The 24156-nt window shown below is 72.0% G+C and carries 22 protein-coding genes; 5 read left to right on the top strand and 17 right to left on the bottom strand.

What is annotated here, in order from left to right:
* Window positions 1-46 precede the first annotated feature (46 nt).
* The 6 genes from ACFXGI_RS17390 to ACFXGI_RS17365 form a co-directional block, all read right to left on the bottom strand.
* Window positions 47-697, bottom strand: a complete 651-nt coding sequence (locus ACFXGI_RS17390; protein ID WP_384706876.1) for a hypothetical protein — start codon at window positions 695-697, stop codon at window positions 47-49.
* Window positions 694-1188, bottom strand: a complete 495-nt coding sequence (locus tag ACFXGI_RS17385; protein WP_384706874.1) for a DUF6114 domain-containing protein — start codon at window positions 1186-1188, stop codon at window positions 694-696. The genes ACFXGI_RS17390 and ACFXGI_RS17385 overlap by 4 nt, the downstream gene beginning before the upstream one ends.
* Window positions 1179-1841 carry a DUF6230 family protein gene (locus tag ACFXGI_RS17380; protein ID WP_384706872.1) on the bottom strand — a complete coding sequence of 221 codons (663 nt, stop codon included), beginning with the start codon at window positions 1839-1841 and terminating at the stop codon, window positions 1179-1181. Before ACFXGI_RS17380 ends, ACFXGI_RS17385 begins: the two co-directional genes overlap by 10 nt.
* 138 nt (window positions 1842-1979) lie before the next feature.
* The gene (locus ACFXGI_RS17375) at window positions 1980-2774 is read right to left on the bottom strand and encodes a MerR family transcriptional regulator (RefSeq protein WP_384706870.1); all 795 of its coding nucleotides are present in this window, start codon (window positions 2772-2774) and stop codon (window positions 1980-1982) included.
* A 52-nt stretch (window positions 2775-2826) separates the two neighbouring features.
* Window positions 2827-4014 carry a methyltransferase gene (locus ACFXGI_RS17370; RefSeq protein WP_384707078.1) on the bottom strand — a complete coding sequence of 396 codons (1188 nt, stop codon included), beginning with the start codon at window positions 4012-4014 and terminating at the stop codon, window positions 2827-2829.
* A 57-nt stretch (window positions 4015-4071) separates the two neighbouring features.
* The gene (locus tag ACFXGI_RS17365) at window positions 4072-4425 is read right to left on the bottom strand and encodes a tetratricopeptide repeat protein (RefSeq protein WP_384706868.1); all 354 of its coding nucleotides are present in this window, start codon (window positions 4423-4425) and stop codon (window positions 4072-4074) included.
* A gap of 119 nt (window positions 4426-4544) precedes the next feature.
* On the opposite strand from ACFXGI_RS17365, the gene ACFXGI_RS17360 reads away from it, so the two are divergent.
* Both ACFXGI_RS17360 and ACFXGI_RS17355 read left to right on the top strand, forming a co-directional pair.
* Complete coding sequence (locus ACFXGI_RS17360; RefSeq protein WP_384706866.1) at window positions 4545-5510, top strand: pirin family protein; 966 nt, start codon at window positions 4545-4547, stop codon at window positions 5508-5510.
* Window positions 5511-5635: 125 nt separating this feature from the next.
* On the top strand, window positions 5636-5995 hold the full coding sequence (locus tag ACFXGI_RS17355; protein ID WP_384706864.1) for a hypothetical protein: 360 nt from the start codon (window positions 5636-5638) through the stop codon (window positions 5993-5995).
* 252 nt (window positions 5996-6247) lie between these two features.
* On the opposite strand, the gene ACFXGI_RS17350 is transcribed toward ACFXGI_RS17355, so the two are convergent.
* The 8 genes from ACFXGI_RS17350 to ACFXGI_RS17315 all read right to left on the bottom strand — a co-directional run bounded on the left by ACFXGI_RS17350 (window position 6248) and on the right by ACFXGI_RS17315 (window position 12793).
* Window positions 6248-6529 carry a hypothetical protein gene (locus tag ACFXGI_RS17350; protein WP_384706862.1) on the bottom strand — a complete coding sequence of 94 codons (282 nt, stop codon included), beginning with the start codon at window positions 6527-6529 and terminating at the stop codon, window positions 6248-6250.
* A gap of 93 nt (window positions 6530-6622) precedes the next feature.
* Entirely contained in the window at window positions 6623-6889 is a 267-nt protein-coding gene (locus tag ACFXGI_RS17345) for a metal-sensitive transcriptional regulator (RefSeq protein ID WP_384706860.1), read from the bottom strand.
* A gap of 65 nt (window positions 6890-6954) precedes the next feature.
* Entirely contained in the window at window positions 6955-7527 is a 573-nt protein-coding gene (locus ACFXGI_RS17340; RefSeq protein ID WP_384706858.1) for a rhodanese-like domain-containing protein, read from the bottom strand.
* Between the two features lie 88 nt (window positions 7528-7615).
* On the bottom strand, window positions 7616-8371 hold the full coding sequence (locus tag ACFXGI_RS17335) for a sulfite exporter TauE/SafE family protein (protein WP_384706856.1): 756 nt from the start codon (window positions 8369-8371) through the stop codon (window positions 7616-7618).
* A complete protein-coding gene (locus ACFXGI_RS17330) occupies window positions 8368-8727 on the bottom strand; it encodes a rhodanese-like domain-containing protein (RefSeq protein ID WP_384707076.1) in 360 nt (119 codons plus the stop codon). The genes ACFXGI_RS17335 and ACFXGI_RS17330 overlap by 4 nt, the downstream gene beginning before the upstream one ends.
* Before the next feature lie 42 nt (window positions 8728-8769).
* Window positions 8770-10155 (bottom strand): rhodanese-like domain-containing protein, encoded by a 1386-nt coding sequence (locus ACFXGI_RS17325; protein ID WP_384706855.1) that lies wholly within the window; start codon window positions 10153-10155, stop codon window positions 8770-8772.
* Window positions 10156-10342: 187 nt separating this feature from the next.
* A complete protein-coding gene (locus tag ACFXGI_RS17320; protein WP_384706853.1) occupies window positions 10343-11359 on the bottom strand; it encodes an MASE1 domain-containing protein in 1017 nt (338 codons plus the stop codon).
* 99 nt (window positions 11360-11458) lie between these two features.
* A complete protein-coding gene (locus ACFXGI_RS17315; RefSeq protein WP_384706851.1) occupies window positions 11459-12793 on the bottom strand; it encodes a PP2C family protein-serine/threonine phosphatase in 1335 nt (444 codons plus the stop codon).
* 295 nt (window positions 12794-13088) lie between these two features.
* On the opposite strand from ACFXGI_RS17315, the gene ACFXGI_RS17310 reads away from it, so the two are divergent.
* On the top strand, window positions 13089-15569 hold the full coding sequence (locus ACFXGI_RS17310; protein WP_384706849.1) for a SpoIIE family protein phosphatase: 2481 nt from the start codon (window positions 13089-13091) through the stop codon (window positions 15567-15569).
* Window positions 15570-15585: 16 nt separating this feature from the next.
* On the top strand, window positions 15586-16320 hold the full coding sequence (locus tag ACFXGI_RS17305; RefSeq protein WP_384706847.1) for a CPBP family intramembrane glutamic endopeptidase: 735 nt from the start codon (window positions 15586-15588) through the stop codon (window positions 16318-16320).
* A gap of 14 nt (window positions 16321-16334) precedes the next feature.
* On the opposite strand, the gene ACFXGI_RS17300 is transcribed toward ACFXGI_RS17305, so the two are convergent.
* Window positions 16335-18023, bottom strand: a complete 1689-nt coding sequence (locus tag ACFXGI_RS17300) for an alpha/beta hydrolase (RefSeq protein ID WP_384706845.1) — start codon at window positions 18021-18023, stop codon at window positions 16335-16337.
* A gap of 205 nt (window positions 18024-18228) precedes the next feature.
* Here ACFXGI_RS17300 and ACFXGI_RS17295 point away from each other — a divergent pair, with 205 nt between their 5' ends.
* Window positions 18229-19566 carry a diacylglycerol/lipid kinase family protein gene (locus tag ACFXGI_RS17295; protein WP_384706843.1) on the top strand — a complete coding sequence of 446 codons (1338 nt, stop codon included), beginning with the start codon at window positions 18229-18231 and terminating at the stop codon, window positions 19564-19566.
* 44 nt (window positions 19567-19610) lie between these two features.
* Here ACFXGI_RS17295 and ACFXGI_RS17290 read toward each other — a convergent pair whose 3' ends face one another.
* Together ACFXGI_RS17290 and ACFXGI_RS17285 are read right to left on the bottom strand one after the other, a co-directional pair.
* Window positions 19611-21410, bottom strand: a complete 1800-nt coding sequence (locus tag ACFXGI_RS17290) for a SulP family inorganic anion transporter (protein ID WP_384706841.1) — start codon at window positions 21408-21410, stop codon at window positions 19611-19613.
* A 13-nt stretch (window positions 21411-21423) separates the two neighbouring features.
* The gene (locus tag ACFXGI_RS17285; RefSeq protein ID WP_384706839.1) at window positions 21424-24144 is read right to left on the bottom strand and encodes a cation-translocating P-type ATPase; all 2721 of its coding nucleotides are present in this window, start codon (window positions 24142-24144) and stop codon (window positions 21424-21426) included.
* Window positions 24145-24156: the final 12 nt, after the last annotated feature.

Raw genomic sequence — 24156 nt, 5'->3', positions numbered from 1 at the left:
GCCTCCTCGGCTGCGCCCCCTTTCGCAGGAGGGCCGCAGCGGGCCGTCAGGGGCCGACGGTGATCTGCTGCGCCGGGTCGGTCGTGTCGGTGACCTTGTACACGGCGTTGAAGACGGACGAGGTCGCGCTGGTCGGGCAGCCGAACCCGCCGGTGACCGTGACCGGCACGGAGGCGTTGGTGAAGGTCAGGCTCGGCGGGGCGCCGTTCGCCCAGGTCCCGGCGACGTTCGCCGGGGCGGTCGGGGCGGCGGTGACCGTACAGGTGGCCAGGCCGGACGTCTGTACGACGAGGCCGCCGACCGGGACGGTCATGGTGGCGGTGATCGGCGAGCCGTTCTGCATCGACACCGACCAGGAACCGCTGGTGGTGACGGTCGGGGTCACTCCCCAGATGCTGGAGGTGCAGGAGCTGTACGTCGGCGGGGAGATCGGAGAGGAGACGGGGCCGGAGGAGTTCTGGTTCCCGGGCGCGGCCGGGACCGTGCCGGTGGAGACGGAGACCGTACAAGTCACCGTCACCGAACCGGCCTTGAGGGTGGCCTTGCCGCTGAGGGTGGCATTGAACGAATGCCCGGCCGGGGTGACGGTGGTCGATCCGGCCAGCGGCGCGGGCGCGGCGGTGGCGGTGACCGAGGCCACCGACAGCGCTCCGGCGGCGGCCAACCCGAGGGCGAGCGCGGTACGCGTGCGGCTCATGGCTGTGCTCCTTGGGGATCGGGGTGCGCGGTGGTGCCGGTTGGGGTGGGTCCGGTGGAGACGGGTCCGGTGGAGGTTCCGGTGGAGGTGGTTCCTGTGGGGGTGGGGGACTGCGGCTCGGGGGAGGGGCGCCGGGCGGCGGCGTTCGGCTGCCAGGCGAACATCAGCCCGCCGCCGAGGATCCCGAGCAGGGTGCCGATCAGGAAACCGCCGAGGTTCGACATGACCAGCGCGGCGGTGGCGATGAGCGTGGTGAGGACACCGGCGAGGCTGCGCTGCGCGGGCGAGAACCAGGCGGTGAGGCCGAGCACGATCATGACGATGCCCATCAGGACGGACGGGATGCCCGCGATGCCCTGCTGGAGCATCACCTTCAGCGGTGCGAGCGGCAGGGCGCAGATCTCCGCCCCGGCGAGGACGGCGAAGAACCCTCCCCAGAACGGCCTGCCCCGACGCCACTGCCGCCACCGCCGCCAGAGGTTCAGAAGCATTCCTTCTTGCCCTTGCTGATGTTCATGCTGAGCCCGGAGAGCTTGAACGTGCCCGCGTTCGTGGCCCAGGCCGTCTGCTGGAGATCGGTGATGCTGACGGTGTCCGCCTGCTGGGCGAACAGGTCCTGCATGCCCACGGCTTCCGCCGGCCCCTTGTCGAGGGTGGAGGCGTCGCGGCCGATCTCGATGTTGCTGAACACGGCGTCACCGGAGAGCTGGGTGGCGTCGACGAACAGGTTGCTGGCCTCGACGGGGGCCTTCTTGCCCGCGGTGAGGTTGAGCGAGATGTCGCCGACGACCGGGAGCGTGGTCACCACGGACTGGCAGAGGCTGTGGAGCTTGGCCTCCTTGATGGCGGTGACCGCCACCGGGATGAGCTCCTCGCGGGCGTTGACATCGATGCTGCCGTACTGGGCGAAGCCCTCGCCCTCCAGGCTCGTCGCCGACACCTTGAACTGCTGGCCCGACACGGCGAAGGAGGCGGCGAGCGCGCCCTGCGCGAGGGCGATGCCGAGGCCCGCGGTCACGGCGATGGCGGGGACGGTCAGGACGGCGAAGCGGCGCCAGCGGACGCGGCCGCCTCCCGCGTCTTCGCTGCCGCCGTCTCTGCCGGGCGGGGCGGAGGTATCCGATAAGTTGGGGGAATCTGCCATGAGATCATCCCTTATTTCGGCTGTGCACCGTTGTTACCGACGAGTTGAATGTAAGAGTGCCAATGGGGGTTGGCAAGGTTGTTCGACCGTGCCTTTTCGGCCGACTCCTACCGATCGGTCACCGCTTCCGGCGTCGCTTCAGGGGTTCTTGCGGATCAGTTCCGCGACCTCCGCCTCCACCCGCCGGGCCATCGCCCGGGCGAACTCCGAAGCCACGACCTCGCCCGCGACCGGACGCAGCGCCGCGACCGCGTCCGAGATGTGATCCAGTTGGGTGGCCGAAAGTCGCTCCAGTCCGTCCGGTCCGATCACATGCCGCCGGAAAAGTCCGACGAACCGGTCGGCGAGCGCGGCCGCCTGCGTCTGTACGAAGTCCCCCGCGTCGAGGATCTCGGCGAGCGGCACGCCCTGGCGCACGAGCGCGAGCGTCGCCTCCAGCAGCCGCCGGCTCCGGTGCGTGACCAGGTCGCCGTCGATCCGTACGTACCCCAGCTCCGCGGCCCGCCGGGTGTCCTCGGCCGTCCCCGCCGGGCCGAACAGCTCGCGCAGCTCGGCCAGGGTCATGGTGACCGGCTCCTCGTGGACCCAGTCGCGGGTCATCGCCCGCTCCAGTCCCAGGAGTTGGGAAAGCCCGCTGCCCGCCTCCCAGGCGTGCAGCAGCTCGGCGATCCCGTTGACGGTGTACCCGCGCCCGAGCAGATCGCTGATCAGGCGCAGCCGGGTCAGATGGTCCGCGGAGTACCAGGCGATGCGGCCCTCGCGGCGCGGCGGCGGGAGCAGCCCGCGCTCCTGGTAGTAGCGCAGGTTGCGCACCTTGACGCCGGCCGCGCGGGCCAGGTCCTCCCGGCGGTAGCGCGTGCCGTCGGGGCCGGCGTCCGTACGGCTCCGCGCACTGCCGTCCGTACCGTCGTCTTCTCGTACCTGGCTGCTCACGCGGCCGAGTGTAGGACGAACAGGGGGAGCTACCGGTGGGTGTACCGGCAGGTCACACGGGGCGCGGCCGCTCCTCCTGCTTGACCGCCCGCAGCACCACGAACTTCGGTTCGCTCGCGGCGACTTCGCTGTTGCCGAAGAGGCGGCGCAGGTGGGTGTGGTAGCCCATGTGGCGGTTGGCGACCACCCACAGCTCACCGCCCGGGCGCAGCACCTTGCGCGACTGGGCGAACATGCGCAGCGCCGTCGCGTCCGTCGTCGCCTGGTGGGAGTGGAACGGCGGGTTGCACAGCACCAGGTCGACCGAGCCCGGGTCCAGCATGGCCACGCCGTCGCCGACGAGGAAGTCGGCCCGCTCGCGCTCGTGCTGGACGTTGGCGCGGAAGGTGGCCTTCGCCGAGGCTACGGCCTGGTACGACTCGTCGGTGAACACGATCTCGGCCCTGGGGTCCGCGACCGCGACCGCCGTGCCGACGATGCCGTTCCCACAGCCCAGGTCCACGACCCGGGCGCCGCCCGTGTTGTTCGGGATGCTCTGGAGGAAGAAGCGGGTGCCGACGTCGAGGCGGTCGGCGCAGAAGATGCCGGCGTGGTTGACGGCGGTCAGGCCGGCGCCCGAGCCCGCGTCCTCGTCCAGCGTGTACGTCACCGGCCACGGGTCGACGGCGCGCGTCGAGGTGGCGTTCGGCGTGCAGAAGATCAGGCGGGCCTTCTTCTCGGCGAGCGAGGTCCTGGTCGGGCCGAGGATCTTCTCGAAGAGCTTCAGGGTGGAGGTGTGGATCTCCTTGACCATGCCCGTGCCCACGATGACCGTGCCGGCGTGCACGTGCGGCGCCAGCCGGTACAGCTGGTCCTCCAGCAGCGCCAGGCTCTTCGGCACCCGCACGAGGAGTACGTCGATCCGCTCGGGCGGCGCGTCCTGCGTGGTCAGCAGCCGCACCGTGGACTTGGCGGTGCCGATCCCGGCGCGGTCCAGGTTCCCGGCGGTGCCGGCCCGGGAGAGGTAGGAGTCGGTGATCTGCGTCGGGTGGTACGCGGCCAGGGCCGTCGTGAGCGTCCCCCAGCGGTCCCCGAGGATCGTGATCTGCCCGGCGCCGGCCAGGTCCACCGGGCCGTGTTCCCCCGTACCGGAGTCGAGGTGGCGCAGCAGGTACTCGTCGGCGGCATCCCAGGCGCGGAGCTGGTCGCGCGGGTCTTCGGGGAAGCGGGTGAGCTCGTAGGAGCCGAAAGGCGTGGTCAGACGGTTCATCGTGACCCCAGGCTAACCGAGGCGGCGGCCCGGCCCCGCACCACTCGCTCAGCGCTCGGGGAACTCGCCCGCCATCGCGGCGGCCATCCGCAGGTGGGGGCGGGCTTCGTCGGCCCGGCCCTGGCGCTCCAGCGTCCGGCCGAGCATCAGCTGCGCGTAGTCCTCCACCGGCCAGCGCTCGAGGATGGCGCGGAGCTCGCGCTCGGCGCGGGAGAGCTGGGCCGAGTGGTAGTAGGCGCGGGCCAGCAGCAGCCGGGGAGCGAGCTGGTCAGGCGTTTCGCCGGCCAGCGCGTCCAGGATGGCCGCGGCCGTCGCGTACTCCTTCGCGTCGAAGAAGAGCCGGGCGCGCTCCCAGCGCTCGGCCGCCGTGCCGTGCTCGAAGTATGTCGTCGGCGAGTTCATCGGGATCCCTTCCGCCGTTCAGGTGGCGTCTTTGCCTGACCGTCCGCCTGCCCCAACACGTGACGGCGGCCGGACATTCCACCGAACGCGGCACGGGCGGCGGTACTAGGTTGTGCGGTATGAGCAATCTCGATCGCCAGCCCGCTCTCTCCGCCTGCGGCGGCCGCGGCTTCGTCGTGGCCGAACCCGTGCGCGAGCTCCTCAGCCCGCGCACGGTCAAGCTCGGGGAATCCACCGAGGTCCGCCGACTCCTGCCGAACCTGGGCCGCCGCATGGTGGGCGCCTGGTGCTTCGTCGACCACTACGGCCCGGACGACATCGCGGGCGAGCCCGGCATGCAGGTCGCCCCGCACCCGCACTCCGGGCTCCAGACCGTGAGCTGGCTGCACGACGGCGAGGTGCTGCACCGGGACAGCGTGGGCAGTCTCGAGACGATCCGACCGCGGGAGCTCGGCCTGATGACCTCGGGCCGCGGGATCAGCCACTCGGAGGAGAGCCCGCGCTCGCACGGCCGCATCCTGCACGGCGCCCAGCTGTGGGTTGCCCTGCCGGACGAACACCGGAACGTGGAACCCCATTTCCAGCACCACGCGGAGCTCCCGCAGGTGACCGCCCCGGGCCTGACGGCGACGGTGATCCTGGGCACCCTGGACACGGCGACCTCGCCGGGCACGGCGTACAGCCCGATCGTCGGCGCGGACCTGGCCCTGGCGGCGGGCACGCAGACCCGGATCCCGCTCGACCCGGACTTCGAGTACGCGGTGCTGTCGATGTCGGGCGAGGCGCACGTGGACGGCGTCCCGGTCCTCCCCGGCTCGATGCTCTACCTCGGCTGCGGCCGCACGGAACTCCCCGTACGCGCGACCTCGGACGCCGGCTTGATGCTCCTGGGCGGTGAGCCGTTCGAGGAGGAGATCGTGATGTTCTGGAACTGGATCGGGCGCAGCCAGGCGGACATCGAGGAGTTCCGCGAAGCCTGGACGAACGGCACCCGCTACGGCGAGGTGAAGGGCTACGACGGCCCACCGATCCCCGCTCCGCAACTCCCGCCGGTGCCGCTCAAGGCACGCGGCCGGGTGCGCTGACCTTCGGGCGGTGGTCCGCGGCGGCCACGATCGGGTGACAGGGTTCGTGGGGCCGGTTCCGGCAACGGCGGGCCCCTTGCCTGGTTGTCGGTCGGCCGGGCCTCACCACCGAGCTTCTGACCGTCGTGGATCTCGTCGAGCGGCTGCGGGGACGTGTCAGTGACGGCGACACCCGCATCGACCTGGACCTCACCCCCGCCCGGCTGATCGAGCTCATCGTCGACGGGCGGGCTTCCCGCCTCACCCCGGCCTACGCCGTCGAGCCGGCCGAGCGCAGCCGGTCCCGACTGCTGCCGGAGGTGTTCGGCTACTCCGTGTCACCTGAACTCCCGCAGCAGCTGGCGCGGTTGCACGACCGGGAACGCGGGATGGAGCAAGGACGAGTACGAGGCGGAGTCCTCCCGCGTCCCGGCCGGCCCGCCTCCGCGCACATGGACATCCACCCACCTTCCAGGAACTGCGTGCGGTGCTGCCGCCGGGCGTAGTGCTCTGTGAACCCGTCCGCCGCGGCTCGCGGATGCCGGCGCTGGTGGTGCGCGCCGACCGGCCGGCGCCGGCGCTCTTCGCAGTGCCGCTGGACGAGGACCCCAACCTGCTGCCCCTGCCCTCACCGGACGGTCCGGCCCGTTGGGCGGGGGCTCCATTGCAGCCCCTCCTGCGGGCGCTGGCCGAGCACTCCGCACCTGGAGACCTTGTGGCTGGTGCCCGACAGGCTCCTGCACGGTCTGCGAGCGCGATCAGTCGGAGCCGACGAGAGCGACGGCACGCTCGGCGTAGTGCCGGGGGTCGGTGGTGGTTTCCAGCGCCACCGAAAGGTGGCTCCGGTCGTCGATGGGCACCACGAGCTGGTGGAAGTTGCCGTAGCGCACCACGAAATGGCGAAGGCCGCCGCAGTCGATCCGGCCACGCTGCCCCACCAGGGTGGGCACCGCGGGATTGACCAACAGTTCCTCATGGCGATCCGAGTCGGCTGCAGAAGCCTGCTCAAGCCCGGCCCGAGACCACGTGGTGACCTCCATGCCCGTGCGGACGGCGACGTACCTGACCAACCAATACCCGAATGCGCATCCCGGCGCTCACCGGAACGGCCCGTGCGGTTGTCCGGGTGCCTGTCAGGCGAGGGTGAGGAAGAGCTTTTCGAGTTCTTCCTCGGTCATGGGGGCCTGGGTTCCGTCGGCGTTGTCCATGCACTGGCGCATGCCGCTTGCGACGATCTTGAAGCCGGCGCGGTCGAGCGCCTTGGAGACGGCGGCGAGCTGGGTGACGACGTCCTTGCAGTCGCGTCCGGCCTCGATCATGGCGATGACGCCGGCGAGCTGTCCCTGGGCGCGGCGCAGCCGGTTGAGGACTGAGCCGACTGCGTCGTCGTCGATCTTCACCGGGTACCTCCTGCGTGGCGTGCTGTCCGCTCCATGGTACCCCAGGGGGTATCTGGCTTCTGCGGTCAGTGATCGAGGAGCCTTGTGAGGGTGGCATTGATGTCGCCGGGCCGGGGCCGGTTGTGGGGGAGTTTGGCGAGGACGGCCGCCATGCCGCAGGTGTCGGTGAGGGCGGAGTAGGTGAGGCCGCCGGCGACCGCGGCGGAGACGAGCAGGAAAGCGGGGTGGACCGGTCCGAGGACGAGGCCCGCGAGGACGAGGGCGCCGGCGGTCAGGCGGACTTGGCGTTCCATGCCCCACGTGGTGCGCGAGGCTTGCCCGGGGCGGTGGAGGTCGTGTCCCGCTGCGGCCCAGGCGCCGGTTCCCCCTGCGAGGGTGGCGGTGTCGATGCCGTGCTCGGCGAGCGTCCGGCGGGCGCTGTCGGAGCGTGCTCCGGAGGCGCAGACGACGAGGACGTCGCCGCGGTCGGCGGCGTGGCGGATGGCGGGAAGAGCGTGTGGGATCCGGTCGAGCGGGATGTTCAGGGCGCCGGGCAGGTGACCTGCCGCGTACTCGCCGGGAGTGCGCACGTCGAGGACGGTGAGCTCGTGCAGGCGGGTGCGGGCCTGCTGGGCGCTGAGGGTGTGGGGGGTGGTCATGACGACTGGCTCCTGCCGGTTGTGGGCGGTGTCCGGGTGCGGACACCGGGCGAGCGCCCGGGGGTGTGGTCGCGGGGTGCGTCCGCTGTCAGCGGAGCGCGTCGATGAGCATGGAGGCCGCAACGGAGAGCAGTACGACCGTGAAGATCCGTTGCAGGGTCCGGCCCTTGGCCGCGGCGGCCAGGCGCTTTCCGTCCCGGGCGCCGAGGATCGCCGCCCCGGTGAAGGGCGCGACGGCCGCCCAGTCCAGAGGCGCGGCGCTGCCCGTACGGACGGTGAGCGCGGCGAGCGAGTTGACGGTGATGACGAGGAGGCTGGTTCCGACGGCCGCCCGCATCTTCAGGCCCAGCACTCCCACGAGGGCGGGGACGGCGAGGAACCCGCCGCCGACGCCCAGGAATCCGGTGACCGCGCCCAGGCCCGCGCCGGCTCCGGCGGCCCGTACGGGGCGGACCGGGCGGACCGGGCGGAGCGCGCTCTCGGGTGCGGGGGACTTGAGCATGCGCAGGGCCGCGAGGCCCGCGACGGCTGCGAACGCCGCGGTGAGCAGCTGTCCGGGCAGATGTGCCGAGAGGGCGGCTGCCGCCACGGCGGGAGGGATGCCGGCGGCTGCGAAGAGGGAGCCGGTTCTCCAGTGGACGTTGCCGGAGGTGGCGTGGGAGTAGAGGGAGGTGGCGGAGGTGGCGGTGACGATGATCAGGGATGCGGTGGTCGCGGCGGCCGGGGTGAAGCCGAGCAGGTAGATCAGGGCCGGGACCGCGAGCACGCTGCCGCCGCCGCCCAGGGCGCCGAGTGCCAAGCCGACGACGGCTCCCGCGATCAGGGCGAGGACGAGCGTGCTCACGCTGTCGAGCCGTGGTCTCCGTGGCCGTCGACGACCGGCAGTCCCGCCGCGGCCCAGGCGTTCATGCCGCCCGTGACGTCGACGGCCTCGGCTCCCCGTTCGGTCAGGAGTCTCACGGCCTGCCGGGACCGGTGTCCGGAGCGGCAGATCGCCATCAGCGGCCGTCCCCGGGCGTCCCGGGGCAGGTCGGCCCCGGCCAGCAGGGCGGAAAGCGGGGCGTGCACGGCGCCGGGTGCGTGCCCGGCCGTCCATTCCGCCCGCTCGCGTACGTCGAGGAGGACGGCGCCCTCGTCACGGGCACGCTGATGCGCAGCGGCTGGGGTCACACGGGCGGGGCGGCGCCGGAAGGGGAACATCATCGGGGTCCTTCTCTCGTCGGGAACGGGGAGGGCGGGGCGTCAGCTGCCGCAGCGGGGTCCGGTGGCCATCGGGAGGCCTGCGCGCCGGGCGGCGTCGAAGGAGTCGTCGACGGCCACGACGTCGCGCCCGGCGGCGTCGAGCAGGGAGGCCGCGATCCCCGCGCGCATCCCGCCCGCGCAGTGCACCCACACCACTCCGGCCGGTATTTCGTCCTGGCGTCGGTGCAGCTGGTGGATCGGGATGTGCATCGAGTCCTTGATCCAGCCCTGCGCGCGTTCGGAGTCCCGCCGTACGTCCAGCACGATCCGGTGCTCGTAGGGGTCCGAGGCGGCGAGGTCGGCGAGGTCGGCGAACGTGGCCCGCGGGAAGCCTCGCGGCTGTTCGTGCGCGGAGATCCAATCGGCCGGCTCTCCGGTGGCTGCGGCGGCCGGGCGGTCGATCCCGACGCGGGCCAGCTCCCGCTGCGCCTTCGCCAGCTGACCGGGGGACTCCGCGAGCAGCGTCACAGGTCTGCCCCAGGGGATCAGCCACGCAAGGTAGGTCGCGATCTTCCCCTCGGCCTCGAAGTTGAACGACCCCGCCACGTGCCCTTCCGCGAATGCGATGCGGCTGCGCAGGTCGACGACCCACTCCCCGGCGGCCAGCCGGGCGGCGATGTCGGCGGCGTCCGCCACGGGCGGTGCGGTGAGGTCGACCGGGGCCGGTCCCGCGGCGTTGGCCGGTCCCATGTGGGTGTAGTAGGCGGGCACGTCGTCGAGTCCCGCCAGCAGGGCGGAGACGAAGGCGTCGACGTCCTGGACCAGGGCATCGTTGCCCGCCTTTTCCCTGCCGATGGTGGTGGCGTCCCCTTCGGCCCGGGCGGAGGAGCAGAAGCTGCCGAACCCGTGGGTGGGCAGAACCTCGGTCTCGTCCGGCAGTTCGGACGCCAGCCGGTGTACGGAGGAGTGCTGGGCGCGGGCCAGCTCCTGCGTCAGTCGCGGCTCGACCAGGTCGGGCCGTCCGACCGTCCCGATCAGCAGGGAACCTCCCGTGAACACGGCGACGGCCGAACCCTGCTCCTCCAGGACGTAGGAGGTGTGGTGCGGGGTGTGGCCGGGGGTGGCCAGTGCCCGCAGCGCGATCCCCTCGTCCACCGTGACGGTGTCGCCGTCATGGACCGGCGTGCGGGCGAAGGACACCCGGGCCGCAGCGGGCACCAGGTACGCGGCGCCGGTGATGCGGGCCAGGTCCAGGCCGCCGGTGACGTAGTCGTTGTGGACGTGGGTCTCCACGACGTGGGAGATCCGCACCCCCCGCCGGGCCGCCGCGGTGAGCACTTGGTCGATGTCACGCGGCGGGTCCACCGCCACGGCCGTGTGGGCGCCGCCTGCCAGGTAGCTGCGGTTGCCGAGCCCTTCCAGATCAAGGGTGTCGATGAAGAACACGCTGTTCGCTCCTTCTCGCGAGAATTACCCCCGGGGGTATATTTCGAGCGTAGCACGGGTACCCCCGGGGGTATTTTCGGGACTCTGCAACGCCCTCGGCGACGTGCTCGACCACCGCGCCGCGGAGGGCCGGTGCAGGCCGGCTGACCCGGTGGTCAGCCCGTGGTCGTGCCGTCTGCAGGGCACATCACGTCGGCCTCTCGGTTCGTCCGCCGTCCGTTTCCGTCCCGTCCCCGCGATCGGGGAGCCTCGGGCGGCGGCCGCCGGCGGTGGCTTTGGCCGCCATGTCGGCCAGCAGACCGCAGGCTCGCGCGATCTCCTTCTGGGTCTGGTTGCGCTGGCTGACGGTGGCCGCGACCAGCAGCGCGGTCAGCGAGGAGGAACCGTTGAACGCCTGGAGGGTGATCATGTTGGTGAGCAGGTCGTGACCGGCGAACGGGCCTGAGCCGCGGGCGGCGGCGACGATGGCGAAGGTCGACACGGACAGGGCGCAGAGCGCAGCCCCGGCCAGCTGGAAGCGGAAGGCCGCCCAGATCAGCAGCGGGAAGCCGAGGAAGATGAGCGGCGTGCTGCTGGTCTCGAGGAAACCGACGAACACCGTGGCCGCCAGAAGCAGCAGCCCCTCCGCCCAACGGGCCGGCCGCGCGTCCTTCGGCCAGTGTGCGAAGCGGAGGACGAGCAGGACGGGCGTCACCACCAGTACGCCCATCGCGTCGCCCGTCCACCAGACCGACCACGTCGGCCAGAAGTCCTCGGCGCTCAGCGCACCGGAGAGGGCCAGGGTCCCGCTGCCCACCGTCGCGCTGATCAGCATCCCGGTGAGCGCGCCCAGGAAGATCAGGCCCAGCGCATCCTGCAGACGGTCCAATTCCGTACGGAACCCGGTACGACGGAGCAGCACGTACGAGCAGACGGGCGCGAGGGTGTTTCCCGACACGATCGCGAGCACGGCCGGGATCGACGGGCCGAGCGGGGCGTTGACCAGGAACGCGCCCAGCGCGATGCCGGGCCAGACCCGCAGACCGCACAGGAGCAGGCTCGCCAGGGCGATACCGGTCGGCGGCCACAGCGGGGTGACCTGGCCTCCCACCAGTTGCTGGATCAGTCCCAGCGTGGCTGAGCCGTAGTACAGCGCGGCAACGGCGCAGATCTCCAGGGCGGCCAAGCCTGCCTTCCGGAGCCGTTCAGGCCGCGCGGCGGTCATCAGGCGACACCTCCGCATCGACATCGCCCCGAAGTCCATCATCCGTCGGATCCCCCGGATCCTCCATGGCACCGGCGCGCTGGACGTGACGCACGGGGATCAGAGGTGCGGGGTGCGCAGGGCGAGGATGGCCAGGTCGTCGTGACCGTCGCTCGGGTGGTGATCGGCCAAGGCCTGAACGAACTCCTGCAGGGGCAGGGCGGCGTACAGGGTGGCGAGATCGGTGAGCCGGTTGAGCCTCTCGTCGATGGGATGCTCGGGATGTTCGACCAGCCCGTCCGTGAAGAAGACCACGGTGGAGTCCGGGGGCAGGAAGCGGGAGTGGTCGGGGCGGGGCTGCTCGGGGTCGACCCCGAGCGGTACCCCGGGCTCGGCGAAGAGGTACTCCACCGGGCGCCCGGGGGTGATCAGCAGCGGTGGGACGTGGCCCGCGGTGCTCCAGTGGAGCCGCCAGCCCGGTTCCTCGGGTTCGATGCGCGCCAGGGTCGTGGTGGTGACGGGATTGCTCGTGATGGCGTGCAGGGTGCGGTCGAGCTGGGCGAGGATGGCGCTGGGCGGATTGCCCTGGTCGAACAGCAGGGCCCGCAGCATGTTGCGGGTGGAGGCCATGGAGGCCGCGGCCTTCAGGTCGTGACCGACCACGTCGCCGATGACGACCGCCACGACGCCGTCGGCCAGCTGGATGGCGTCGTACCAGTCCCCGCCGAGTTGGCTGGGCTCGGCAGCCGGCCGGTAGATGGCGGCGGCGGTGAAAGGCCGCAGGTCCGGCAGGGTGGGCAGCAGAAGCCGCTGGAACTGCTCGGCCCCGAGGCGAACCTGTTCGAACAGGCGGACCTTCTCGATGGCGATTCCGGCGGCACTGGCCAGGGCGACGACGACGTTCTCGTCGTGGACGTCGAAGGGACGCCCGTCGCGCCGCTCCGAGAGGTAGAGGTCACCGTAGATCTCGCCGCGGACGCTGATGGCGACACCGAGCAGGGTGTGCAGGTGCGGGTGGCCGGACGGGAACCCGGCGGACGACGGATGGGCCGAGATGCTGTCGACCCGCAGGGGTTCGGGATGGTGGATCAGGTGCCCGAGGACACCCAGACCGCGGGGCAGACCGGTCTCGGCCAGATCGGCGCGCTCCCGTTCGGACAGGCCGGCGGTGATGAACTGTTCCAAGTGCGCGCCGGACTCGCCGAGTACGCCCAGTGCCCCGTAGCGAGCCCCGACCAAGTCCATGGCGGTGGTCACGATCCGGTGCAGTACGTCGGTCAGCTCCACCTCCCGGCTGATGGACACCACCGCGTCCAGCAGGCCCTGCAGCCGGTCCATGGCGGCCAGCAGGGAGCGCAGTTGCTCGTCGATCCTGTCCAACTCGGCACGCAGACGTACGTGCAGGTCGGGAAGGTGCGGCTGCCCTGGCTGCTTCGCTTCCTCGTTTCCTGCCATCACGAACGCCCGGTGCTCCTGACACGACCCTGATCAATGGGGACCACAGCGTGGCATGGCGTCACAGGCAAATCGGTCATTACTCCGAAGGCGGCACGCCACTCCGCATGCCACCCCACCTGCCGGCCCGCATGCCACTTCGGTGCACGCGGTGGACGACCTTCTGCCGACGTACGGCGGCGCGGCGATACTGAAGGTGAGCCGACTGCCCGTCCCGTGGTCTGCGATCACTCCGGGTAGTCGCTGCGGTAATGCCCGCTGTGCGGTCCGTTCGGCAGGTCGAAGGGTGGCAGCGATGGACGCACCGGCGCCTGGTTCGGGCGAAGCGCCCCAGGACCCGTTCGCGCTGCACCACTCCGCCTCCGCCGTTCTGGACGACCACGGCAGGGTCGTCGGCTGGAGCGAGCGCGCACAGGAGCACCTCGGCTACCCGCCCGAGGAGGTGCTGGGCCGCGTGGCCTCGGAATTCCTGTTCGACCCCGGTGACCGTGAGGCGGTCGTCGACGCGGCGGCCGCGTGCGAGCGCGACGGGGGCTGGTCCGGCATCCTGCCCGTCCTGCACCGCAGCGGGCGACGGGTGGACCTGGGCTTCCGCGCCCGCGCCGTCATCCGCGCCGGCTCGGCGCGCGAGTGGTTCCTCGTCGTCGCCCCGGCGGAGGAGGTGCTCCGGTGGGAGACCGATCGGTCGGTCCTGGATGGTCTGTTCCGACGCTCCCCGATCGGCCTGTCCGTCCACGCCCCCGACCTCAGCGTCCTGCGGATCAACCGGGCGCTGGCCCGGTTCACGCAGCTTTCCGCGGCGGAGATCCGGGGCCGGCGCATCGGCGACTTCCTCATCGGCCCGGACGTGAAGACCATCGAGACCCGGCTGCGCCGGGTGCTGGAGACGGGCGCCCCGCTGATCTTCACCGAGCAGCCCTGCCGCCTGAGGAGCGACCCCGACCACGAGCGGGTGGTCTCGGTGTCGGCGTTCCGGATGCAGGCCCCCTCGGGCCGGATCCTCGGAGTCACCCAACTGGTGGAGGACGTCACCGACCGCTACCGGGCCCGGCGGCGGCTCGCCCTCCTCAACCGGGCGAGCACCAGCATCGGGACCACACTGGATCTCGGCCAGACCACCCGGGAACTGGCCGAAGTCGCCGTCCCCGACCTCGCGGACGCCGTCTCGGTGGATCTGCTGGAGTCGGTGGCCCGGGGCGAGGAGCCGGCCCGGGAGGCGGGTGGACCGGTCCGCAGAATGGCCGTCCAATCGGTCGTGGCAGAGGCGCTGCAGGTGATGTACTCCGCCGGCGAAGTCTTCCGGTTCGACCCCCGCACCTCGCACGCCAGGTGCCTCGCCGAACAGAAGTCCATCCTGGAGCCGGTGCTCCGGACCAGCCCCGGCTGGTACTTCCAGGATCAGGAGCGCAGACGGCGCGCCCTCGGCCTGGCGGCCCACTCGCTGATCGTCGTACCGCTGACGGCCCGCGGCGTGCTCCTGGGCCTGCTCAGCCTGTGGCGGGCCGAGCGGCCCGAGCCGTTCGAGGAGGACGACCTCACGCTCGCGGAGGAATTCGCCGCGCGGGCCGCCCTGTGCATCGACAACGCCCGCCGCTACACCCAGCAGCATCAGGCCGCGTTGACGCTCCAGCGCAGCCTGCTGCCGCAGGCGCTGCCCGAGTACAGCGCGGTCGAGGTGTCGCACCTCTATCTGCCGGCCGATCCCGCCACCGGCGTCGGCGGGGACTGGTTCGACGTCATCCCCCTTTCCGGAGCTCGCGTCGCCCTCGTCGTCGGCGACGTCGTCGGCCATGGTCTGCACGCCGCGGCCACCATGGGCCGCCTGCGCACGGCCGTACACACCCTGGCCGGCCTCGACTACGCGCCGGACGAGGTCCTCTCCCACCTGGACGACCTGGTCAACCGCCTGGCAGCCGAGCAGGGACCTGCCGACGGACACGCGCGGGGAGAGCAGATCGTCGGCGCGACGTGCCTCTACGCGGTCTACGACCCCACCTCCCGGCGCTGCACCCTGGCCCGGGCGGGTCACGTGCCCCCCGTCGTGGTGACCTCCGACGGCACGGTCGGCGTGCCCGACCTTCCCGAGGGTCCGCCGCTGGGGCTGGGCGCACTCCCGTTCGAGTCCGCCGAGCTGGAACTCGCCGAGGGAAGTCTGCTGGCGCTGTACACGGACGGCCTGGTCGAGGCCCGTGGCCTCGACCTCGACGAGGGGCTCTCGCGGCTGCGGGAAGTCCTGTCCCGGCCCGGCCGCTCGCTGGAGGAGACCTGCACGGACGTGCAGAGCGCCCTGCTTCCGGATCACCCACCGGACGACGTCGCACTGCTGCTCGCCCGCACCCGCGTGCTGGCGCCGGAGCAGATCGCCTCCTGGGAACTGCCCGCAGAGCCGACCGCCGCCGCCCGGGCACGGCGCCTGACGGAGACCACACTGACCGGGTGGGGTCTTGGGGAGCTGGCCTTCACCGCCGAACTGGTCGTCAGTGAACTGGTCACCAACGCCTACCGGTACGGCGGCGGCACGCCGTTGACCCTGCGGTTCATCCGCGACCGCAGCCTGGTCTGCGAGGTCTCCGACAGCAGCAGCACCGCTCCGCACCTGCGACGGGCGCGCACCACCGACGAGGGCGGGCGCGGCCTCTTCCTGGTGGCCCAGCTCACCGAACGGTGGGGCACCCGCTACACCCGGGACGGCAAGACCGTCTGGACGGAGTTCCCCCTTGCCACGACAGCGGAGGGGGACTCCGCGGCCGCGGAGGACCTCGTGCTCAACCGGTGACACCAGGTGGGTTCCCATGACCCGCAGCACCCGCGATGACGCAGCGCGGCGTCGACGGCCGATCGGCACCTGGCCGGCCGTGGGAGTCACGGTGGCCGTCCTCGTCGCCGCCAACCTGGCCCTGCACCGCTGGTCGGGCCTCTGGGGCGTGGTGACGGCCGTCGTGGTGAGCGCCGTGCTGCTCGGCGTGCTCCGCCGGGCCGGCGGCACCCTCGCGGACGCGGGGCTGGCGCCGGGCACGCGGGCCCGCGGTGCCCGCTGGGCGCTGGCCCTGATCGGCCTGGTCGCCGTCGTCTACCTGGCCGGGGCCCTGCTGCCGGCCACCAGGACGCTGTTCGAGGACCGGCGGTACAGCGCGATGGACGGCGGCGAGGTGATGCTCCGCGTCTTCGTGCTGGTCCCCGTCGGCACGGTCCTCGTGGAGGAGATCGCCTTCCGCGGGGTGCTCTACGGTCTGGTCCGCCGCGACCGCGGGGCGGTGTGGGCGACCGCCGTGTCGAGCCTGCTGTTCGGCCTGTGGCACGTGCTGCCCTCGCTGCACCTGGCGACCGCGAAACCGGCCGTGACCTCGGTCGTCGGCCAGTCCGGGCTCGGGGCCGTTCTGGCGGTCCTGGGGGCCGTGCTGTTCACGGCGGCGGCGGGAGTCCTCTTCTGCGAACTGCGCCGCCGCAGTGGCAGCCTGCTGGCACCCATGGGCCTGCACTGGGCGGTCAACGCACTCGGCTACCTCGTCGGGTTCCTGCTGCGCTGACCGGCTCGGCGGGATCATTTCGGCGGCGAGACGACGTCCTTCAGCCGGTCCAGGTCCTGCGCGGTGAACCCCTGGGGCCGCATGACGGCGTTCCAGGCATCGACGTACGAGGCCTTGTACGTGTGACCGTGGCCGTCCGGCACGCCCGTGGCGAACGGCAGGTCGGCGGTGACCTGCCAGAAGGTCACGAACGGGATCCAGACCATCGCGCCGAGCACGTCCGAGCCGGGCCGCTCGCCGATCCAGTCGGGCTCGGAGAGGGCCAGCCCGGGGCTCCACCAGACGATCGGATCGGACGGGTGCATCAGGTAGAGCACCCGGGGGCCGTCCCACGGCCGGTCCGTGGGAGGGATCCCCGCGGCCGGGTCGTCGGTGAACCGGACGGTCCGGCCCGCCCGGTAGACGGGCTCGATCTCGGGGCTTCCCGTGTCGCGGTGGTCGCTGAACTCACGGAACAGGGTGTTGAAGTTGGGCGGGCCGGCGAACAGGGTGCCGGCGGTGCGGTTGCGCAGGTCGGCCTCCCCGCTGAAGGCCGTCTCACCGCCGAACGAGCCCAGGCTCTCGCCCGCCACGAACAGGCGCGGCCGCCGGTCCTGGGGCAGCTTGGACCACTTGTCGTAGACCGCGTCGAAGAGGTCGCGGCCGGCCTCGCGCGCCTTGGACTGGTCCACCAGGTACGACAACCACGACGGCAGGTACGAGTACTGGATCGCCACGCTGGCCGCGTCTCCGTCGGCGAGGTACTCGAACGAGTCCACGGCGGCGGGGTCGACCCATCCGCTGCCCGTGGTGGTGACCACGAGCAGGTTCTCGCGCGCGAAACCGCCCGCCCGTTCGAGGTCCGCGACGGCCCGGACCGCCCGGGCCTCCGTGTCGTCGGCGGTCTCCAGCCCGGCGTAGGCCCTGATGGGCTCGTGCGCCGGACGGTGGGTGAACGCGCCGATGGTCCGGGCCGACGGTCCGCTGCCGGTGAACGCCCGGCCCTGGTAGCCCAGCGAGTCCCACGGCACCAGCGAGCCGGGCCCGCCCGAGCGCAGTGTCGACGTGGGCTGGTGCACGCCTTCCGGGGTCTGCGTGTCACGCAGCGAGAACGCCTCGTTGGCCGCGTTCACGATGCCGCTCAGCAGCAGTCCGGAGAACGCGGCCCACGCCAGAGCGGCCACCAGGAGCCAGCCGACCACCCGCGCCGCGCGCCCGCCGATCCAGCGCCCGAGCTGACGGGCGGCCCACCGGTACAGGGCCCGGAGCCCCCGCCCGGCCAGGAGCAGCAGCAGGAAGACGACAGCGGCGACGAAGGGGCAGGCGACGGTGGCGAGGACGTTGTGGTCCGTGACGTCCATGAGTCGGCGGATCTCGTGCTGCCAGTACTGTCCGAGCCCGAACGAGACGCCGAAGAGCACGATCGCGCTGACGAGCAGGGCGAGCCATGACCTGCGCGAGGGGGTGCGCGCCTGTCGGTCGGCGAAAGCGCGCCACACGTACGCGGCGACCACGCCCAGCCCGTACCCGATGGCCGCGCTGATGCCGCAGACCAGTCCCTGGAGCACGCCTCCGCGCGGAAGCAGCGACGGGGTGAAGGACAGGCACGCCAGGACGAGGGCGCCCCAGCAGCCGGGGAGCGTCAGGCGCAGCCGCCCGCGGCGCTTGCGCGGTGCCGGCTCCTCCGACGCGGATGCAGGGACCGGCGGGGGGTCAGCGGTCATGGGTGCCTCCCGCGGCCATGGTCCCAAGGCCCGGTCGGTCGTGCCATCCGGCGCGGACGGCCGCAGGCCGGCAGAGGCCGGCAGCGGAAGGCCGTGGCCGGCAGCGCAAGGCCGTGGTCGGCAGGCCGCGCGGTGCCGGCGCTCGTAGCCTGAAGTGGGTGCCGACTCCTGTCCGGCGGCCCGTGAAGCGGCGGGAGGTGGTCCCATGAGCAGGCGTTGGACCGCACGTCTGGCCCTGGCGACGGGACTGGCGGCGCTCGTGGTGCTGGTGGTGTTCGGCGGCCTCGCGAGCCTCCTGCTGATGGCGGTGGGATGGGCCGGACTGGTCCTCACGGCGGCCGGCGGGTGGTGGATGCTCACCCACACCGGCTGGATCAGGGTGCTCGCCGGGCTGCTCGCGGTCGGCGCACCGCTCGCCGTCCTCCTCCTGTACTCGGCCGCCGGACTGCTGTGGGTCGTACTGGTCTCGCTCGCCCTGTGGGCGCTGGCCGTCGCCGCGGGCAGCGCCGCCCTCGCCGAGGACGCCCCGAGCATGCCGGAGCACACCGCCGGCCGGGCCGAGCGGCCCTTCCTGATCATGAATCCGCGCTCGGGTGGCGGAAAGGTCGAGAAGTTCCGCCTGGCGGAGCGGGCCAGGGCCCTGGGCGCCGAGGTCGTCGTACTGGATCCGGCCCGGCGCCAGGACGTGGCCGAGCTGGCACGGCAGGCCGTCGAGGACGGGGCCGACCTGCTGGGCGTCGCGGGCGGCGACGGCACACAGGCTTTGGTCGCCGCCGTGGCCGTGGAGCACGACATTCCGTTCATGGTGATCAGCGCCGGCACGCGCAACCACTTCGCCATGGACCTGGGCCTGGACCGGCAGGATCCCTCCCGGTGCCTGGAGGCCCTGACCGACGCCGTCGAACTGCACGTCGACCTCGGCTACATCCATGAGGGAGAACCGGCGGACGGGAACACCGGTCGGGTCTTCGTCAACAGCGCCTCGTTCGGCGTGTACGCGGAGGTCGTGCAGAGTCCGGCCTACCGCGACGACAAGACCGGCACCATTTTGGAGATGCTTCCGGATCTGCTGACCCACGGCAGCGGATCGCGGCTGAGCGTCCGTGCGGATGCGCTGGTCCTGGACGCACCCCAGGCCGTACTGGTGAGCAACAACCCTTATCAGAAGGGTGATTCGGCGGGGCTCGGGCGCCGGGAGCGGCTGGACTCCGGTCGGCTGGGGGTGCTGGGCGTCGAGGTCTCGAGCGCCGCCGAAGCGGCGGGGCTGCTGCTGCACGGCAGGCAGGGCCGCGGGCTGACCGCCGTCACCGCCCGCGAGGTCGTCGTCGATGCCGACGCCCGCACCATCCCGGTCGGTGTCGACGGCGAGGCCTTGGTCCTGTCCACTCCCGTGCACTGCCGCATCGCGTCCGGCGCCCTGCGCGTACGCGTGCCCCGGCACCGTCCCGGCGTGCCGCGGGCCAAGCCGCCGATGGACTGGCGCCGGGTGCGGCGGCTGGCGCTGACCATGGGACGGACCGCGGCGGGACACGGCGCCGCCTGACGGCGGCTGTCGGGGCCATCGCGGTCCATCCGCCCGGCGGATGGTCACTTCTCGCCGGTGGGCGCGGGGCCGGTGGACCCGGGTTCGGGTCCGGCGGGCGGCCCGCCGGTGTCGGGAGACGTCCACTGCGCTCCGGTGCGCAGACGGAAGGCGGCGACGGCGGCCTCCACCGTGGGGAAGAAGTGCCGGGGATCGATGGTCCGGGTGAGTTCGTACCGCTCGATCTTCCGCCGCACGGGATCCTTGATCTCGGCGAACACGAGGTGGACGCCTTCCGCGTTGAGCGCCTCGTCGAGCTCTTCCAGCACATCGGCGGCGGTCGTGTCCACGTCGGTCATGGGCTCCGCCGCGATCACGATCCAGCTCGGCCGCGGCTCCGCGCCGGCCAGTCGCCTGACCTCGTCCCGGAAGGCCCTGGCGTTGGCGAAGAAGAGCGGGGCGTCGAACCGGTAGATCACCAGGCCCGGCAGCTGCTCGGCCCGCGGGTAGGAGCGGATGTCGTGATGGCCCTCCAGGCCCGGCACCCGCCCCAGTACGGTGTCGTACGGCCACCAGGCACGGCGGAAGACGTTGAGGACGGACAGGCCCACGGCGATGGCGATCCCGGGCAGCACGCCGAGCAGCGCCACGCCGGCGAAGGCGGCGAAGCACAGCAGGAACTCCGCCCGGCCCTGCCGCCACAGCCGTACGGCTCCCGGTACGTCGGCCAGGGACAGCGACGCGGTGATGACCACGGCGGCCAGGGCCGGCTGGGGCAGGTCGCGGAACAGACCCGGAGCCAGCACGAGCATGAGGACGATGAGCGCCGCCCCCACGACCCCGGTGAGCTGGCTCCTGGCCCCCGCGCGCTCAGCCACCGCCGTCCGGGACCCGCTGGTGCTGACGGGGAAGCCCTGGAAGAGGGCGGCCGCCAGGTTGGCCGCCCCGACGCCCGCCATTTCCTGGTTGCCGCGGACCTCCTGCCCCGTACGGGCCGCGAAGGCGGACGCGTTGGAGATCGTGTCGGCCAGGGACACCAGGGCGATGCCCAGCGCGCCGCCGAGCAGCGGTGCGAGGTCGGCGAGCCGCACGTCGGGGATCGTGAACGGCGGGAAGCCCTCGGGCAGCACCCCGACCAGGCCGACGCCGCGCTCGTCCAGGTCGAAGGCGGCGGCCGCGGCGATCGCCAGGACCACCATCACGAGCACCGCGGGGACCTTCGGCAGGAAACGCTGCAGGACCAGGATCAGGGCGATCCCGCCGAGGCCCACGGCAGCGGCGGCCGGTACCGTCGCCCCGTCGGCGATCTTCTGCACGAGGCCGGCGCACTCGCCGATCAGGCTGTCCGCCTCGACCTCGAAGCCGAGCAGCTTGGGCAGCTGGCCGATCAGAATGATCAGGGCCAGGCCGTTCATGTAGCCGATCATCGTCGGTTTGGAGATCAGGTCGGCGATGAAGCCGAGCTTCGCCACCGAGGCGAGGATCATGATGGCCGCGACCATGACCGCGAGCATCGACGCCAGTGCGACGGCCCGGTCGGGATCCCCGCCGGCGGCCACCAGGGGCAGCACGGTGGCGGCGATCATCGGCCCCAGTGAGGAGTCCGGACCCAGCACCAGGATCCGGGACGGGCCGAACACCGCGTATCCGAGCATGCAGAGGACGGTCGTGTACAGCCCGGTGATGGCCGGCAGGCCCGCCAGCTCCGCGTACGCCATGCCCTGCGGCACCAGCAGCGTGTTCAGGACGACACCCGCGACCAGGTCCTTGACCAGCCACTCGCGCCGGTAGGACGACACCGCGCGGATCCCCGGAACCGCCCGGAAGCGGGAGAGCGCCCCGTGGCCGTCGTGCCGGGTGGTCACGGACGCGCCTTCCTCAGGCGGTCTTCGCCCGGCGGGCCACGAACTTGCCCAGTTCCCACAGCAGCAGGAGTGCGAGGGCGGACAGCAGCGCCCAGCCGAACTGCCGCGCGTCGATCTCGGTCGTCCCGAGGATGCGCTGGAAGCCGTCCATCTGGGTCACCAGCACGGAGAGCACGATCTGGGCCAGGGCGACCCAGTTCATCTGCTTGCTGTCGAACGTGGAGGTCGTCAGCACGGACTCCGTCTCGCTGCGGCATTCGAAGGCGGCCACGATCAGACAGAGCGAGAAGGCCGTGAACGCGATCGACTGGCCCGTCGCGACACTGTCGTAGCGGGCCCGGCCGAGCTGGATCAGCCCGAGCAGGAGGACGGTGATCGCCAGCCCGCCCAGTCCGACCGTGACGAGTACGGGCCGCGTGAGCACCGATTCCCCGCGCGGGCGAGGCCTGCGCCGCATGAGTCCGGCGCTCTCCCGGTCGAAGCCGAGCGCGAAGCCGAAGGAGGCGTTGACGACGAAGTGGATCCACAGCACCTGCGGAGGGGTGAAGGGCTCACCCGCGGCGATGTTGAAGACGGTGGCCCCGAGGAAGGTCAGGACGAACGTGACCAGCAGGAGCAGCACGAACCGGATGTACTTGGTGAGGTTGTCGTAGATCGTCCGGCCCTGTTCCACGGCGTAGACGATGGTGGCGAAGTTGTCGTCGGAGAGGATCATGCGGCCGGCGTTCTTCGCCACGTCCGTGCCGCTGCCCATGGCGATGCCGATGTCCGCGGCCTTGATGGCGGGAGCGTCGTTGACACCGTCCCCGGTCATCGCCACGACCTCGCCCTTCTTCTTGAGCGTGTTCGCGAGCAGTACCTTGTGCTCCGGCGCGACCCGCCCCACCACGCCGATGCCCTCGATGCGGGAGAGCTGCTCGTCCTCGCTCATCGCGGCGAAGTCGGCGCCGAGGACGGCCTCGCCCGGGATGCCGATCTGCCGGGCGATCGCCGCCCCGGTGGTCACGTCGTCCCCTGTCACCAAGCGGACCCGGATGTGCGCCGCCTGGGCGTCGGCCACCGCCGCCTTGGCCTCCTCGCGGGGCGGATCGACCATGCCGACGAGGCTGGTCATCCGCAGATCGGTGACGTACGAGAGCAGGTCGCCCTCCGGGTCGAAGCCGGCCGGGTCCAGGTCACGGGTGGCCGCGGCCATCACGCGGCGGCCCTCGCCGCCCATCCGCTCGCTCGCCGCCTCGGCCCGGCCGAGCAGTTCGGCGTCCCACGGCACCGTTTCGCCGGCGGCGAGCGCGGTGGCGGCCCGCGCCATCACGGCCGGGGCCGCCCCTTTCACGAAGCAGCGCACGACCTGCCGCCCGGAGGCGTCGGCCGCCGAGTGGAAGGTGGCCATCAGCTTGTACTCGGGGTCGAACGGGAGGGTGGCGAGGCGGGGAAGGGCGTCGCGGGTGGCGTCGGTGTCCAGGCCGGCCTTGTGCGCGAGAACCAGCAGCGCGCCTTCGGTGGGATCGCCCACCACCTCGCCGCCCACCAGCTTGGCGTCACTGGCCACCACGTACGGCAGGATCGCGTCCTCGATGCCCGCGGCGGACCCGGCGGCATGGTGGATCTTGCCTGCGAGCCCGTAGCCCGTGCCCGACACGGTGTACCGGTCGGTGGGGCTCAGCACTTCGACGGCGGTCATCTGGTTCATCGTCAGGGTGCCGGTCTTGTCCGAGTTGATCGCCGACGTGAACGCCAGCGTCTCGACCGAGGGCAGCTCCTTCACGATGGCGTTCCGCTTCGCCAGGTTCAGGCTCCCGACGGACAGGATCGCCTGGGTCACCGTCGGCAGGGCCTCGGGGATGGCGGCGATGGCCAGTGAGACGGCGCTGACGAACAGGACGTCCCAGGCCTGGTCCCGCTGGCGTCCCAGGGCGAACATCACGATCATGGTGAGGCCCGCCGCCGCCGTGATCCACAGGGTCAGCCGGTCGAGCTCCTTGGTGAGGGGCGGAACCTCCTTCTCGGTGGCCGACAGCATTCCGGAGATCTTGCCGAGCTCGGTGCCCGCGCCGGTCGCGGTCACGACCATGACGCCGCTGCCGTGGGTGACCGGCGTGTTCATGAACGCCGTGTTGGTCTGGTCGCCGGGCGACAGCCGGCTGCCCGCCAGCGCGCCGGTGTCCTTCGCGGCGGGAACGCTCTCACCGGTGAGCGCCGACTCGTCGATCTGCAGGGCGCTGGCCTCGACGAGACGTCCGTCCGCCGGCACCTGGTCCCCGGCGGAGATCAGCACGACGTCGCCGTCGACGAGCTGTTCGGCGGGGATCTCGGCCTCCCGGCCGTCCCTGCGTACCCGAGCCGTCGCCTTCATCATCGACTTCAGGGCGTTCATGGCGCTTTCGGCCTTGCCCTCCTGGCGCAGGCCGATGACCGCGTTCAGCAGGGTCAGCACGATCAGCAGGATGGCGGTGGTCCACTCCCGGATGGCCAGCGAGACGATCGCCGCGGCCACGAGGACGATCTGCATGTAGCTGCGGTACTGCGCCAGGAACCGGCGCCAGGCCGGGGTACGCGCCTCCTCGGGCAGCGCGTTCGGGCCGTGCGCGCTCAGGAGTTCCGCGGCCCGCGCCGTGGACAGACCGACCGCGGGATCGACACCGAACGCCGCCACGACCTCCTCGGGCGAGCGCGTGTACCAGCCGTCCCCGGCAGCCCCGGGCTGTTCCGCCACGGAATCCGACCGCACCGTCATGGTTGTGCCTCC

Origin of the sequence: Streptomyces sp. NPDC059355, from assembly GCF_042752335.1 — a bacterium.
Classification (GTDB): Bacteria; Actinomycetota; Actinomycetes; order Streptomycetales; family Streptomycetaceae; genus Streptomyces.
The sequence above is the reverse complement of the archived record's forward strand: the minus strand, read 5'-3'. Positions and strand labels throughout refer to the sequence as shown.

Bases quoted from the DNA above. Each gene is read 5' to 3' on its own strand.
- ACFXGI_RS17390 (WP_384706876.1), bottom strand. From the start codon at position 697: ATGAGCCGCACGCGTACCGCGCTCGCCCTCGGGTTGGCCGCCGCCGGA.
- ACFXGI_RS17385 (WP_384706874.1), bottom strand. From the start codon at position 1,188: ATGCTTCTGAACCTCTGGCGGCGGTGGCGGCAGTGGCGTCGGGGCAGG.
- ACFXGI_RS17380 (WP_384706872.1), bottom strand. From the start codon at position 1,841: ATGGCAGATTCCCCCAACTTATCGGATACCTCCGCCCCGCCCGGCAGA.
- ACFXGI_RS17365 (WP_384706868.1), bottom strand. From the start codon at position 4,425: ATGAACTCGCCGACGACATACTTCGAGCACGGCACGGCGGCCGAGCGC.
- ACFXGI_RS17360 (WP_384706866.1), top strand. From the start codon at position 4,545: ATGAGCAATCTCGATCGCCAGCCCGCTCTCTCCGCCTGCGGCGGCCGC.
- ACFXGI_RS17350 (WP_384706862.1), bottom strand. From the start codon at position 6,529: ATGGAGGTCACCACGTGGTCTCGGGCCGGGCTTGAGCAGGCTTCTGCA.
- ACFXGI_RS17340 (WP_384706858.1), bottom strand. From the start codon at position 7,527: ATGACCACCCCCCACACCCTCAGCGCCCAGCAGGCCCGCACCCGCCTG.
- ACFXGI_RS17330 (WP_384707076.1), bottom strand. From the start codon at position 8,727: ATGTTCCCCTTCCGGCGCCGCCCCGCCCGTGTGACCCCAGCCGCTGCG.
- ACFXGI_RS17320 (WP_384706853.1), bottom strand. From the start codon at position 11,359: ATGACCGCCGCGCGGCCTGAACGGCTCCGGAAGGCAGGCTTGGCCGCC.
- ACFXGI_RS17315 (WP_384706851.1), bottom strand. From the start codon at position 12,793: ATGGCAGGAAACGAGGAAGCGAAGCAGCCAGGGCAGCCGCACCTTCCC.
- ACFXGI_RS17310 (WP_384706849.1), top strand. From the start codon at position 13,089: ATGGACGCACCGGCGCCTGGTTCGGGCGAAGCGCCCCAGGACCCGTTC.
- ACFXGI_RS17305 (WP_384706847.1), top strand. From the start codon at position 15,586: ATGACCCGCAGCACCCGCGATGACGCAGCGCGGCGTCGACGGCCGATC.
- ACFXGI_RS17300 (WP_384706845.1), bottom strand. From the start codon at position 18,023: ATGACCGCTGACCCCCCGCCGGTCCCTGCATCCGCGTCGGAGGAGCCG.
- ACFXGI_RS17295 (WP_384706843.1), top strand. From the start codon at position 18,229: ATGAGCAGGCGTTGGACCGCACGTCTGGCCCTGGCGACGGGACTGGCG.
- ACFXGI_RS17285 (WP_384706839.1), bottom strand. From the start codon at position 24,144: ATGACGGTGCGGTCGGATTCCGTGGCGGAACAGCCCGGGGCTGCCGGG.